Source organism: Polaribacter porphyrae, assembly GCF_002954685.1.
In the GTDB taxonomy this organism is placed as follows: Bacteria; Bacteroidota; Bacteroidia; order Flavobacteriales; family Flavobacteriaceae; genus Polaribacter; species Polaribacter porphyrae.
Genome location: NZ_MSCN01000001.1, coordinates 3,383,182 through 3,398,408, shown reverse-complemented (window position 1 = coordinate 3,398,408; position 15,227 = coordinate 3,383,182). Strand labels below are relative to the sequence as shown.

Genomic DNA, 15,227 nt, shown 5'->3' with positions numbered 1-15,227 from the left:
TTTGTTTTTTTGGGGGAACTTTCTAAATATAATAACTCATATTAATACAAATATATTGTATTAAAATAGAAAAGAAAACTCTTACTACTTTTTTATTATTTAAGATAGTACATTTGCACAAATTATTTTTACGTTGAGTACCCAGAACATTGTAAATCAATATCAAAAATCTGCGTTAATATCGCAGATAATTACACAACTTCAACAAGATAAAAACCATTTTCAAATATCGAATTTGGTTGGTTCTTCGTTGTCTTTTGTTATTTCTGAAACGTTTAAAAAAGCAGATAAACCGTATCTTTTAATTTTTAATGATAAAGAAGAAGCTGCTTATTATTTAAATGATTTAGAACAACTTTTAGGAGATAAAAATGTGCTATTTTATCCTGGTTCTTACAGAAGACCTTATCAAATTGAAGAAACGGATAATGCGAATGTTTTATTGCGTTCAGAAGTTTTAAATAGGATAAATTCCAGAAAGAAACCTGCAGTAATTGTAACCTATCCAACAGCTTTATTCGAAAAAGTGGTTACTAAAAAAGAACTCGAAAAAAACACACTAAAAGTTGCAGTTGGTGAAGATTTATCACTCGATTTTGTAAATGAAGTTCTCTTTGAATACAAATTTAAACGTGTTGATTTTGTTGCAGAACCTGGAGATTTTTCTGTTCGTGGAGGAATTATAGATGTTTTTTCTTTTTCTAATGATGAGCCTTACAGAATAGAATTTTTTGGTGATGAAATTGATAGCATAAGAACTTTTGATGTAGAAACACAACTGTCTAAAGAGAAACTAAAAAAAGTTTCTATAATGCCTAATGTAGAAAATAAAACTTTACAAGAAAATAGAGAAAGCTTCCTAAAGTACATTTCCTCTAAAACTGTTGTTTTTGTAAAAAATATCAACTTGCTTACTGGAAATCTAGATAAATTCTATAAAAAAGCAGAAGATGCTTTTGAAGATTTATCAAAAGAAATTAACCATTCTAAACCTTCAGAATTATTTTGTGATGGTGCTTTTATAAAAAAGCAGTTGCACGATTTTACTCTGGTTCAGTTAAGTCCTGCTAGGTTTTCAGAACCTAGTAGGTCTAATGAAAATACCCACAAGGTTTCTGAAACCTTGCAGGACAATGAGATGCTGAAACAAGTTCAGCATGACATTGAATTCAATGTCAATCCTCAACCCTCATTTAATAAGCAATTTAACTTATTAATTGACAACCTAGAAGAGTATCACAAAGCAGGTTTTACCAATTATATCTTTTGCGCAAACGATCAGCAAGCAAAACGTTTCCACGATATTTTTGATGATGCAGACAAAGAGGTTCATTATGAAACTATCGTTTTTCCTTTGTATCAAGGTTTTGTAGATATTGAGCAAAGACTAGTTTGTTATACAGATCATCAAATTTTTGAACGTTATCATAAATTCCGATTAAAAAATGGCTACGCAAAAAAGCAAGCTATTACACTTCAAGAATTAAATAAACTAGAAATTGGCGATTATGTAACACATATGGATCATGGAATTGGAAAATTTGGTGGTTTGCAAAAAATTGATGTTCAAGGTAAAAAACAGGAAGCGATTAAATTAGTTTATGGAGAACGTGATATTTTATATGTAAGCATTCACTCACTTCACAAGATTTCTAAATTTAATGGAAAGGATGGGAAAGCTCCTAAAATATACAAATTAGGCTCTGGAGCTTGGAAAAAAATTAAACAAAAAACCAAAGCTCGAGTTAAACATATTGCTTTTAACTTGATTAAATTGTATGCCAAACGTAAACTACAAAAAGGATTTGCTTTTGGTCCAGACACGCACATGCAACATGAACTTGAAGGTAGTTTTATGTATGAAGATACTCCAGATCAATTTACTGCAACACAAGCTGTAAAAACAGATATGGAAAAAGAACAACCAATGGACAGATTGGTTTGTGGCGATGTTGGTTTTGGTAAAACAGAAGTGGCTGTAAGAGCCGCCTTTAAAGCTGTAGATAATGGCAAACAAGTCGCAATTTTAGTACCTACCACTATTCTAGCTTTTCAGCATTATAAAACTTTTACAGAACGTTTAAAAGATTTTCCTGTTACCATTGATTATTTAAACAGATTTAGAACTGCAAAACAAAAAACTGCTGCGATTAATGGTGTAAATGATGGTTCTGTAGACATTATTATTGGTACACATCAATTAACAAACCAACGAATACAATTTAAAGATTTAGGGCTTTTAATAATTGATGAAGAACAAAAATTTGGGGTCGCTGTAAAAGACAAATTAAAAACCCTAAAAGAAAATGTTGACACTTTAACATTAACTGCTACTCCAATTCCAAGAACGTTACAGTTTAGTTTAATGGCTGCTAGAGATTTATCAGTAATCAAAACACCTCCACCAAACAGACATCCAATTGAGAGTAATGTAATTCGTTTTTCTGAAGAAACCATTCGTGATGCAATTTCTTACGAAGTTTCTAGAGGTGGACAAGTTTTCTTTATTCATAATAGAATTGAGAATATTAAAGAAGTTGCTGGTTTGTTGCAAAGATTGGTTCCATCAGCAAAAATAGGAATTGGTCATGGACAAATGGAAGGTAAAAAACTAGAACAAATAATGCTCGGTTTTATGAATGGCGATTTTGATGTTTTAGTTTCTACAACTATTGTAGAAAGTGGATTGGATGTGCCAAATGCAAACACAATCTTCATTAATAATGCGAATAATTTTGGTTTAAGTGATTTACACCAAATGCGAGGAAGAGTTGGAAGAAGTAACAAAAAAGCGTTTTGTTATTTTATAACGCCACCTTATCATATGATGACTGATGATGCCAGAAAACGATTAGAAGCATTGGTTTTATTTTCTGATTTAGGTAGTGGAATTAACATTGCCATGAAAGATTTAGAAATTCGTGGTGCTGGAGATTTATTAGGTGGTGAACAAAGTGGTTTTATCAATGATATTGGTTTTGATACCTATCAAAAAATATTACAAGAAGCTATTGAAGAGCTGAAAGAAAATGAGTTTAAAGATTTATATCCAACAGATAACTCCAAACCAAAAGATTTTGTAAAAGAAGTTACTATTGATACTGATTTTGAAATTTTATTTCCTGATGATTATATCAATTCAATTACAGAAAGATTGGCTTTATACAACAAACTAGGAACTTTAAAAACAGAAGAAGAACTCAAAATTTTTGAAACTGAAATTATTGACAGGTTTGGAGAATTCCCAACACAAGTAGAAGATTTACTAGATTCTGTTAGAATAAAATGGTTGGCAAAAGAATTAGGTTTAGAAAAAATTATTCTAAAACAAAAAAGAATGTTGGGTTATTTTGTTGCTGACCAACAAAGCAAATTTTATCAAACAGAAGCTTTTTCTAGAATGTTAAAATATGTACAGCAAAATGGAAAAAGTTGTGTAATGAAAGAGAAACAAACTAAAAATGGTTTACGTTTATTAACTACATTTATCAAAATTGATTCTGTAAAAACAGCTTTGAGTATTTTGCAGAAAATATAATTTAAAACGTCTTTGCGAGGCATTAAGCAATCTGTAAACTTTAAAATAAAAGATTGCTTCAATCGTTCCTCATTCGTAATGACAGTAAAAACAAACTATGCAAAATCAACACGCAAAAAATTTATCAGTATTACTTTTAGGAACACTTTTTATAAGTACATCTGGCGTTTTAGGAAAGTACATAGCAATGCCAGCAGAAGCTATAATTATATGTCGTGCTTTTTTAGCTTCAATTTTTATTTACATTTTCTGCAAGTTTAAAAAAGTAGACTTAAGCATAAAATCTAGAAAAGATAAAATTTCTTTCTTTTTAAGTGGTTTTTTAATGGGCGCACATTGGATTACTTATTTTATCGCATTAAAGTTAAGTAACGTAGCTTTAGGAATGTTGTCTTTATATACATTTCCTATAATAACTGTTTTTTTAGAACCTTTCTTTTCAAAGCAAAAAATAAGAACAATTCATGTTTTTTTAGCCATTTTAGTATTGGTTGGAGTTTATATTTTAGTGCCAGAATTCTCTTTAGAAAACAATGAATTACAAGGAATTCTTTTCGGAATTTTATCAGCTTTTTTCTATGCTGTGAGAAATTTATTGGTAAAAGAAGAAGTAAAAAAATATAATGGTAGTATGTTAATGTTCTATCAAATGGTTGTAATTACCATTTGTTTAATTCCTGTTTTATTTTTTAGCGATTTCACAAACTTTAAAAGCCAAATACCGCTTTTAGTTTTAGTTGCTTTATTAACAACTGCAATAGGACATACATTAATGGTAAATTCTCTTAAACATTTTTCTGCAACTACCACAAGTATTATAAGTAGTGTGCAACCTATTTTTGGTATTATCATCGCCTATATTTTTGTGAATGAAGTGCCAAATTTTAATACATTTATTGGTGGTTCTTTAATTTTGATTACTGTTGTTGTGGAGAGTTTGAGGAGTAAGAAATAGTTTAATAGACACGAATTTTCTTTATGTTTCTTTTCTCGATTTTCTTTATTAAATAATTTAAAACTTTGAGACTTAATTTAGAAAAATGTTTATATTTTGAGATACCTAACAGAAGTTTTCTATGACTTTTATTAATTTTTTCTTCCTGTGCCTTTATATCCTTCTTCCATTCTTTAAACTTAATCATTTTTAGACTACTTGTCGTTTTAATACTATTGGAAACCAAAATTTCTGAATTTAAGTTGTTTATATGATCATATAAAACTGAAAGATATAGATTATAGTAATTTAAAAAGAAAAAGTTTTTTTAGATTTTACTGATTCTAAAATTAGCTCTTGTAAGATCGTAATTATATCATCTAATACACTATGCACAGTCAGTATATAATTAGAGTATGCACTACTCATATTTTTATAAGTAGGTTTGAGTAAATGGGTTAAAACTATATTTGATTCTTCATTCTGAAGATACCTCTTAAAATATTCACTTTCAGCTTTGTTGAATAATAAAAAAGAATCGATTTTAGGAATCTCATTTTTTCTTGTTTCTATTAAAAAAAATTTATGATTATACATTGCCTCCAATTCAAACCACCTATTTCTAACTTTTAGGTAGTTTCTTGTAAAGACATTACTAAGCTTTTCAAAATATTTATACTTTTTAACTATGCTTGCTACATACTCTTTATCTTCAAATTTTAAAGATTTTTTTTTTGATAATAGATATAAAAAATTTTGCAACTTTTTATCTTTTCCTTTTTCTTTCAATTCTGAATCAAAAAGTAAATCTGTTATTTCGACTAAAGTTGCCCAATTATGATCAACTCTGTTTCTAATTTGGATCTCAACTATTTTATCTTTTTTATCATCTTCAATATAGATATGTAATGATTTATATCCACTAGGTTGTGGATCATTTATGTAATCATTAGTTTTCCTTACACTAAAGTGTTTGTTTATAAGTTTTTCCAGTCTATAAACCTCTCTATCATTATCAACTATACATCTACAACCAGAAATATCCCACATTCTAGAAAATTTCTGTTTTTTATCTAGTCTTTGTAGTTTTCCAATTATAGTTTCGATTCTTTTTAATCTGTAAGTAATAATAGCATTCTTATTTACTCGCCTGCAAAGCAGTGATAAATCATTAAAAGTCTTGTTTGTAATTTCTTTAAATGATACTCTATGCTCTTGAATTTGCTTTTTAGTTTGATTTGTAACATCTGGATACTCTTTTCTTATTATATCTCCTAATCTATTTACATCTCCCTTAGTTACTAAAGTTTTTCCCATATCTCAAAACAACTCTTTATTACTAATATTTAAGTAATTACGTTTTACAAAATCTAGAATAGTCTCTAGAATTTCTCCCATATTTTTACACTCTTTAAATTTAACATCACCTACATATTGTATCAAATGTTTTTTTAGCAATTCAATATTATTAGGAAAAGAAATTGAATCTTGCTTCATACATTTTATTAAACGAGTTGTTCTTCTTGGAGAGGTTATCATTCTCTTTGCCATAAAAGAACGTTCTTCTACTTTGTATTGATTTATAGAGCTGTTCTGTAATTTTCTACCTACCATTTCTACCATCTTAAAGTTTTCTTTCATAAACTGTAAGTTGTACACTTTAAGATTTCCTTCAAAAGATTGCTGATCAAAATCTATGGCTCTTATTTTGTATACAATATGATCAAAATCGTGTGTTGGTGTAATTACATAATTGTAAGAACGCATATCTCCTAAAAGCCTTACCAAGCAACGTTCTTTAAACTTTACAAATTCTTTTGCGATTTGTGATTTTTCTGATTCTGTACATTTTGGTAAAAAATCTCTTATAAAATCATCGCCAGGAATACCTGCAATATGTTCTTCTATTAATGTGTCTTTGTAGACCAAAAAATTCATGTTATGAGGAGATAAAATATGCTCTAATTCTAAACCATAAACACGAGAGGCATCTGCTTTTTTTACATAAAAATAAATGTAATTGTCATTCAAAATATTTCTAACTTTTATACGAAATGGTTTGGAATTACCAAACGTACAATAGTCAATTGCATCAATATTTAGAAAAGGAATAATTTCTTCACTTCCATCTGAATGCAACATTGTATAGATTTTCTTTAAGCTTCTATCTATTTCTTCTCTTTCAAATTCAGAATAATAAGTTCTTACCCAAAGTGTGTCTTCATCGTTTTTATCAAAAACAGTTACAGAACCTTGAAAACGTAACAAATCGTCATAAAAAATCGGGATTTTAATGTTTCTTTTGTATCTTTTTAAATATCCATCTAACATTTCATTTATAGGGAATGTTGGTTTTTTTTTGGACATTAATTTTTTAGTAGTTGCCATTTCATGGTTGATTTTTATCAAAAATAAGGATTAAAACTCATATTACATCTTTAACAAAACTTTAAAATTGAGGTTACCATTTTTGGCTATTTTTATAAAAATTATTCTGATGAAATACTTTTCTTTTTACTTACTTTTATTAATTTTTAGTTGTTCTACCAAAACAGAAATCTTAAAAAGTGAGGAAATAATTGCAAAAAGTATTCAGAAACACGACCCAAAAAATCAGTGGAGTACTGCATCTTTTGAAGTTCATATTCAAGAACCTAGAGTTAAAAACCCTGAAAGGTTTTCTATTGTAAAACTAAATAATGAAAATGGTAGTTTTGAGTTACAAAGAAATAGGGATGCATCAATTTCCAAACATAGTATTGATGAAAATGGAATTGCAAAAACCTTGTTAGATGATAAAATTTCTACAGATAGTTTATTGATTAAAAAATATAGACTAGATCCAGAAAGAAATTTTGGGTACAAACGATTTTATCAGCTTTTATTGGGCTTACCAATGTCTTTACAAGATGAGAAAATCGCTTTAAAAGATAAAGTTGAAGAAGTTATTTTTAACGATAAAAATGCTTATAAACTTTCTGTAGAATTAGAAAAACCGATGTTTTCTAAAAACTGGAATTTGTATTTTTCTGTTGATGATTTTACACTTTTGGGTATAGAAATAATATTCCCTGATGATGCTACAAAAGGAGAAAGATTACTTTTTGATGGCGAAATAAAAATTTCAAATATAATCTCACCAAGAATGCGCCATTGGTACGAATTAGACAATACCTATTCTGGTTCTGATATTATTTTAAGAGAAGTTAAATAAGTTCAAACAACTTACCAGGCAAAGGTTTTAAAACACCTTTCATTTCCATTTGCAATAAAATGGAAGATAATTGGTAAATAGGAATATTACACTCTAAAGAAATGACATCTAATAATTGTTGTCCTTTTTGGTTTAATAAATCATAGATTTTTTGCTCGTTTTCATTCAACTCTATAAAAAGTTGTTTCTGAATGGTTTTCTTTGGGTTTTCTTTGATATCCCAATTCAATAATTTTACAATATCATCTGCAGAAGTTAATAATTCTGCTCTGTTATTTTTGATGAGGTTATTGCAACCTTTGCTATACATATCTGAAGCTCTTCCTGGCAAAGCAAACACATCTCTATCATAAGAATTGGCAATATCTGCAGTTACTAAAGAACCTCCTTTTTCTGCACTTTCTATAATAATTGTAGCTTTTGAAATACCAGCTACAATTCTGTTTCTTTTTAAAAAATTTTCACGTAAAGGCTGTTCTTCACTCCAAAATTCTGTAAAAAAGCCTCCATTTTCGTTGACTTGATTGATATATTTTTTATGGATTTTTGGGTAGATTTGTTCAAATCCGTGAGCTAAAACTGCAATAGTTTGCAAGTTGTTTTTTATGGCTGCTTTGTGTGCACAAATATCAACTCCATAAGCAAAACCACTTACAATTATTGGATTATGTTCTGCCAATTCTTCAATTAATTTGTTGCAAAAATCACGTCCATAAGAACTCATATTTCTAGTACCAACAATAGAAATAATTTTATCATTATTTAGATTGATGTTGCCACCTTTAAAGAGTAAAATTGGACTATCTATACAATTTAAAAGATTTTTTGGATAATCATCTTCTAAAAAATAAGAATATGCAATGGTATTATCTTGAATGTATTTTAATTCTGATTGAGCAAATTCAATATTTTTTTTATCAAAAAGATGTTTTAAAGCATTAGCACCTATTCCATTAATTTTCTGTAATGTAGCTGATTTTTCTTTGAATACCTGCTCAACATCGCCAACATTTACAATCAATTTTTTGGCTAAAATATCTCCAATAGCTTTAGATTTTTGCAATCTTAAAATAGCCAATAATTTTTCTTCGTTCATCTTATAACAATTGGCTACAAGATACAAAAGTTGGGGAACAAAATTTATTTTTTATTATTGAACCACTAATTTTTTATGGCTAATTTGATTCGATTTTGAGGTTATTTTTAGAATATAAACTCCTGTTTTTAAATCAGTAATATCAATTCTATTTTTTGAAAAAGTTTTTACTTTTTTCCCATTAATATCAAAAAAATCAACGCTTTTTATAGCATCAATATTAATTGTTATTTTATCTGAACTTGGGTTTGGATAAATTTGAACATCTGATAAAGAATTCTCTTTTATACTTGCAGTTGATGATATTTGAAAGTTAGCAATCCAAAAATCATTATTTCCAGTCTGTTTACTATTTTCTGTTTTATCTCCAGAGATATTAGAAATAGAACTACCAGCTAAAACATAATTATTGCTAGTATCTTTAATTATTTTTGACAACTTATCATCATCTCCTCCACCTATGGTTTTATCCCAATTAATCATTTTTGATTCTGAAATACTCATTACCCAATAATCGTAAAAACCTTTAGAATCTTCTGTTTTTTCATCTGAAATATTTGAGTTTGAATACATTCCAAGAATATAATTGTTATTCGCATCTTGTACAACAGATAATCCAAAATCAAACCTAGCTCCACCAATAGTTTTATCCCAAGAAACGTCTCCACCATTTTCAAGTTTCACAATCCAAACATCAGAAATTGAAAAATCTCCTCTTCTAGCTTCTGTTTTATCTCCACTTATTCCAGAATCTGAACTTCCAATTATTAAAAACCCACCTGTATTCGATTGAATTATATCGTTAAAAGTATCGGATTGTGCACCTCCTAAAGTTTTTTGCCATTCAATATTACCAATGGTTGTTAGTTTTAAAATCCAATAATCGCCATTTCCTTTATTTGGTTCTGTTTTATCTCCATCAGGGCCAGAAGCTGATGAGCCAGAAAAAGACTGACCTCCTAAAACATAACCTCCATCTTGTGTTTGAAATATTTTATTTACCCACCTATCAGTTTGAGAACCTCCAATCGTTTTTTGCCAATCAATAGAACCATTTGAAGCTAACTTGACAATCCAATAGTCAGAACCACCTTTTGAATCTTCAGTCTTGTTTCCTGAAATGTTAGAATTAGAATGTCCGCCTAAAATATAACCTCCATCTGAAGTTTGTGCAACAGAATGTAGTTCTTCTACTAAATCTCCTCCTAACGTTTTTTGCCATTCAATTGTTCCAGTAGCATTTAGCTTTAGAACCCAATAATCAAAACTATCATTTGCACCTATATTATCTTCAGTCTTGTCTCCTGATGCATTAGATATTGAATAACCACCCACAAAATACCCACCATCCGAAGTTTGTACAACAGCAGTACAAATATCTATACCAGATCCTCCAATTGTCTTTTCCCATTCTACAGTTCTATCCGCTTTTAATTTTACAACCCAATAATCTCTTTCTCCTTTTGAATTTTCAGTTTTATCACCAGAAATATTCGATTTTGAATCTCCAATTAAAAAATACCCACCATCAGAAGTTGTAATTACTGAAGTCATATTATCTATACCTGTACCTCCAATTGTTTTGTCCCAATTTATTTGTGCAGTTTGACCTAAATTTTTTAATGATAGCAATAGCGCAATCATAATGAATAGTAGTTTTGTTTTCATAATTATTTTAATTTTATAGAATAACATTAATATTATAACAATGGATTAGACACAAACAAAGATGAAAATATGGGACATTGAATCATATACCGTGTTTACGGTATATTGAAAAATTTAAAAAGTAAAGATTAGATTAAACCCTTTTTGAGAGCAACAGAAACCAAGTTTATTCTATTGTGTACGTGTAATTTTCTGTAAATATTTTTGGTATGTGTATCTACAGTATGTCTGCTAATTATCAATTTTTCTGCAACTGCATTTATAGTCAAACCATCTACCAAATATTTTAAAATAACCAATTCTCTGTCTGTTAATACAGATTCTGTTTTCTTTTTTGTTGATGGATTTACAAGCATTCGCATCATTTTTTTTGCAATTGGAGGAGAAATGGAAGCCCCTCCATTTAATACTTGTTTCATTCCATTTACAATTTCTGTACCTGGAGTTCTTTTTAACAAATAGCCGTCTGCACCTGCTTTTATGGCATCAAAAACGCGTTCATCATCATCAAAAATAGTAAGGATTATAATAAAAACTTCTGGGTATAATTTCTTGTAAATAGAAATGGCTTCAATGCCTGATAAACCTGGCAAACCTATATCTTGTAATATAATGTCTGGCTTTTCTTTTACGCCAAAAACTTGTATTGCTTTTTCTACAGAATCTACTGAATGCACCAAATTAAATTCGTTGTAAACATTCATTAAATCTTCTAAAGATTCTTTAAACATTACATCATCTTCTACAATCCAAACATTAAATTCTCTATTTTTTTGCATACTCAAATTAATGATTTCATTTTGATAAATTTTATACCGAGTTTACGGTATTTTAATTTGGAGTGAAACTTTGGTTCCTTTTCCTTTTTCTGATAAAAGTAGAAACTTTCCTTTTAAAATATTCGCTCTATTTTTTAGACTGATGATGCCATTTCTACTCGTTTTTATTGAGATATCAAAACCAACTCCATCATCAGTTATGTTTAACAACAGATTTTTGTTTTTAACTTTAAAAACTACATTTATATTTTGGGCATCTGCGTGTTTGGCAATGTTATTTACCACTTCTTTTACAAATAAAAACAGGTTTCTTTTTTGTGCTGCACTTAATAGTTTCTGTTTGGTAATTTGATTTAAATCGTCCTCAAAATGGATATTTTTATTTTCTAACAACTCTTTGGTAAGCGTTTTGGTTTTTAGCAAAAAATCTTCTAAAGTTTCTTTTTCAGGGTTTATTAACCACACAATATCATCTAAAGTTGCTGCTAAATTTCTTGCATTTTTAGTAATTCTTGATAGTAAATGTGGTTTTACAGTTCCGTTTTGAAATTGTTGTTCTAAAATATCACTTGTTAATGCAATTCCACTTAAACCACTTCCTACTTCATCGTGCAAATCGCTGGCAATTCTTAATTTCATTCTTTCAATTTCCAATAATCTTTTCACTCTGTAATAATATGCTGTGTAAATGATGCCAATAATCGTAAGAAAAACCAATATTTGAAACCATACTGTTTTCCAGAATGGAGGGAGAATTTCTATAGATAATTCTGCTCCCTTTGTATTCCAAACCCCATCATTATTGGCTGCAATTACTTTAAAACTGTATTTACCTGGAGGTAATTGTGTGTACCTAGAAAAACGATTTCCTTTATCTTCTACCCAATTTACATCTCTGCCCACAAGTTGATATTTGTATTTATTTTGAGTAGAATTGGTATAATTCAAAGCTACATACTCTAACGAAATTGTATTTTGATTGTAAGGCAAAACAACCTTTTTTTCTTTTCTGTGATTGAAGGTAAATGTAGAATCTGGAGTAATAATTTCTAATTTGGTAATATGTGTTTTAGGAACAACTGTATTCTGTTTAATTTCTGATGGATTAAAATAAGTAAGCCCTTTTACTCCTCCAAACCACAATTGGTTATCATTTGTTTTGGTTTTAGAACGTCTATTAAATTCTGTATTTAAAACGCCCTCTTCTTTAGTGAAAAAATCAGCATAATTGGTTTTTAAATTGTAACTCATCAAACCTTTGTCTGTACCCATCCAAAGTCTGTTGAAATTGTCTTTTTGGATACTAAAAATGATGTTTTTTGTGATATTTGATTGCCCTACTTCCAAAGATTTTACATCCACAATATACAAACCTTCATTTGTACCCAACCAAATTTTATCATCAACCAAAATCATATCCCAGATTGTCGGATTTATAATTTCTTTTACTCCATTTTTATGTTGATAAATAGGCTTTATTTCATCTGTATTTTCATCATATAAAAACAGACCTTTACCTTCAGTTGCAATAAAAATTAGGTGCTTAACCGCTAATATTTTTTGAACACTAGACTCTATAACAATATCTACTTTTGATAAAACTGCCTTAATTCCATTCTCTTTTTTAGAAACTTTGTGAATACCTGTATGTGAAGCAACCCACATAAAATCATCATTCAAATCAAATAAATTGAACGAATTATTATAAAAATCTTTTCCTTTAGAAAGTGGAATGTTTCTACTTTTCTTGGTATTGGGATTGTAGCAAATTAATCCTGAATCACTTGCTAACCATAAGGCATAAGGATTTTGTTTTACCTTTTTTATATCCCAAATAAATAAATTTTCCTTTGAAAAAGTAAGCTTCTCAAAAGTTTTAGCTTTTAATGAATATTTGTAAATCGCTTTTCCAAATTCATTTATATACAAATGATTTTTATCTGATGATAAACCCATAATAATATCATCAGCATTTTTATTAATTTGTAAATGTTGAAACGATTTTTTATAATAATCGATATGAAAAACACCTCCTATTGTTCCAATCCAAAGATTTCCAATATCATCTTTATAAATGCTTCTTACTTGTTGATTTAAAGTGGTTACATTTTCCGTTAATTTTACTTTGGTTAGTTCTTTTGTATCAATTTTATATTTAAAAAGACCTTGATTAGAACCAATTAAAAGTGTGTTTACATCAACTTCTAATAATTTATTTGGTTTTGCATTATTAGGTAATTCTGGAATAATGAGGTATTCTTTTTCACTTGAATAATTGGCTTTTGGCAACCATAATTTATGGGTAAAATTCCCAAAATAAATCTGTTTTCTAACGCCTAAATTTTGATGTAAATTATTGAATTTTAAATTATTTATTGAAGAATAATCCAAACTTCCATTAGTAGAAGAAACCCAAACTTTTTCTTGGTTTGATGTCATACTATAACTACTCTCACTATTATTCAAAAAATGATATTCCTTTTTCTCGATATCAAAAAAACCAATTGAACCTAGGGTATTAAACCAAATTTTATTACTCCCAATTAACTCCAACTCTTTAATATCCAAATCTTTAGTCGGATTTTTGAAATTTTGAAAAGTCTCTGTAATTTCATCAAAAAGACTAATTCCTTTTTTAGTAGCAATCCATAGATTTCCTTTTTTATCCTTTAAAATATTTCTGCAAACATTAGAAGCAATTGAAGTGCTGTCTTGAGAATTATGATGAAACTTTTGAAAAGAATAACCATCATATCTATTCAATCCATTTTCGGTTGCAAACCATAGAAAACCTTTATCATCTTTTTGAATATCGTAAACAATGTTGTTAGACAAACCATCTTCAATATTCAAAAGTCTTGTAGATTGTGCATTTTGAACTTGAATTATCAGAAAAAAAATAAAAATATGAATTACATTTTTATGCATTACTTTGATTTTCAATCGTATAAAATCTATCTTTTTACAGAATGATTTTCTATTCTTAAAAGTAGACAAAAATTGTGAATAAATTCTCCACAAATCTTTAGTATGGTATGCCATTTTTTCTATTTTTGTTAATATGATTTTAGCCAACTACATAAACGATTTACTTTATAGATATGATTGCGTAATTGTGCCAGATTTTGGTGGTTTTGTAACCAACAAAAAAGGCGCAATTTTAAATGAAAGCACGCATACTTTTTATCCACCCTCAAAACAAATTACTTTTAATAGTCATTTGAAAGTAAGTGATGGTTTATTGGCAAATTATATTGCCTCATCAGAAAATATTTCTTTCGAAAAGGCTTCTACTGCTATCAGTTTGTCTGTAATTAAATGGCAAAACGAAATCCAAAGAAAACCTTTGGTTATTGGCAATATTGGTGTTTTGACTTTGAATGAAAATCGTCAAATAACTTTTGAACCAAATCATAAAGTAAATTATTTATCTGAATCTTTTGGTTTGGCTAATGTTGAATCTTCATTAATCACTAGAAAAGAAACGATAGTAAAACCTTTAATTCCTGTTTTAGAAAAAGAGCCTAAAAAAGGGATTCCTGCATTTATAAAGTATGCTGCAACTGCTGCTATTTTATTAACTTTAGGTTTTGCAGGCAACGATGCATATCAAAACAACAAACAAAAAACGCTTTTAGCAAACCAAGAAAAAGCTTTAGAGAAAAAAATTCAAGCAGCTACTTTTGTTATTTCTAATCCTTTACCAACTATCGAGTTGAATGTTACTCAAAAAGTAGCCAAATCTTTTCATGTAGTTGCTGGTGCTTTTCAATTTAAAGAAAATGCAGAGAAGAAAGTAAAACAGTTGAAAAAAATGGGTTACGATGCTAGCATTTTAGGCGTTAACAAATGGGGCTTAACTGAAGTTACATTTGCAAGTTATGCAGATAAAAACGATGCAATAAACAACTTATATAGAATCCAAAAAACGGTTTCTAAAGATGCTTGGTTATTGGTTAAAAAGTAATATTAATCCAAGTCTATTCTTATCTTTGCAG

Annotated in this window: 10 protein-coding genes; 4 read left to right on the top strand and 6 right to left on the bottom strand. The window is 28.7% G+C overall.

The window, feature by feature from the left end:
- Positions 1-133 precede the first annotated feature (133 nt).
- A complete protein-coding gene (gene mfd, locus BTO18_RS15210) occupies positions 134-3,538 on the top strand; it encodes a transcription-repair coupling factor (protein WP_105017044.1) in 3,405 nt (1,134 codons plus the stop codon).
- A gap of 97 nt (positions 3,539-3,635) precedes the next feature.
- A complete protein-coding gene (locus BTO18_RS15205; RefSeq protein WP_105017043.1) occupies positions 3,636-4,493 on the top strand; it encodes a DMT family transporter in 858 nt (285 codons plus the stop codon).
- Positions 4,494-4,781: 288 nt separating this feature from the next.
- Here the strand turns inward: BTO18_RS15205 and BTO18_RS15195 are convergent, their stop codons facing one another.
- Together BTO18_RS15195 and BTO18_RS15190 are read right to left on the bottom strand one after the other, a co-directional pair.
- Positions 4,782-5,789: a RelA/SpoT domain-containing protein gene (locus BTO18_RS15195; RefSeq protein ID WP_105017041.1), complete on the bottom strand. Its 1,008-nt coding sequence runs from the start codon at positions 5,787-5,789 to the stop codon at positions 4,782-4,784.
- A gap of 3 nt (positions 5,790-5,792) precedes the next feature.
- Positions 5,793-6,860: a hypothetical protein gene (locus tag BTO18_RS15190; RefSeq protein ID WP_105017040.1), complete on the bottom strand. Its 1,068-nt coding sequence runs from the start codon at positions 6,858-6,860 to the stop codon at positions 5,793-5,795.
- Between the two features lie 109 nt (positions 6,861-6,969).
- Between BTO18_RS15190 and BTO18_RS15185 the strand changes: the two genes are divergently transcribed.
- Positions 6,970-7,686 carry a DUF6503 family protein gene (locus BTO18_RS15185; RefSeq protein WP_105017039.1) on the top strand — a complete coding sequence of 239 codons (717 nt, stop codon included), beginning with the start codon at positions 6,970-6,972 and terminating at the stop codon, positions 7,684-7,686.
- Here BTO18_RS15185 and dprA read toward each other — a convergent pair.
- The 4 genes from dprA to BTO18_RS15165 all read right to left on the bottom strand — a co-directional run bounded on the left by dprA (position 7,679) and on the right by BTO18_RS15165 (position 14,157).
- Complete coding sequence (gene dprA / locus BTO18_RS15180) at positions 7,679-8,782, bottom strand: DNA-processing protein DprA (RefSeq protein WP_105017038.1); 1,104 nt, start codon at positions 8,780-8,782, stop codon at positions 7,679-7,681. The genes BTO18_RS15185 and dprA overlap by 8 nt on opposite strands.
- Positions 8,783-8,836: 54 nt before the next feature.
- Complete coding sequence (locus BTO18_RS15175; protein WP_170063292.1) at positions 8,837-10,450, bottom strand: T9SS type A sorting domain-containing protein; 1,614 nt, start codon at positions 10,448-10,450, stop codon at positions 8,837-8,839.
- A 128-nt stretch (positions 10,451-10,578) separates the two neighbouring features.
- On the bottom strand, positions 10,579-11,229 hold the full coding sequence (locus BTO18_RS15170) for a response regulator (protein WP_105017036.1): 651 nt from the start codon (positions 11,227-11,229) through the stop codon (positions 10,579-10,581).
- Between the two features lie 42 nt (positions 11,230-11,271).
- Complete coding sequence (locus BTO18_RS15165) at positions 11,272-14,157, bottom strand: ligand-binding sensor domain-containing protein (RefSeq protein WP_211295614.1); 2,886 nt, start codon at positions 14,155-14,157, stop codon at positions 11,272-11,274.
- 133 nt (positions 14,158-14,290) lie between these two features.
- Here BTO18_RS15165 and BTO18_RS15160 point away from each other — a divergent pair, with 133 nt between their 5' ends.
- Positions 14,291-15,196 carry an HU domain-containing protein gene (locus BTO18_RS15160; protein ID WP_105017034.1) on the top strand — a complete coding sequence of 302 codons (906 nt, stop codon included), beginning with the start codon at positions 14,291-14,293 and terminating at the stop codon, positions 15,194-15,196.
- Positions 15,197-15,227: the final 31 nt, after the last annotated feature.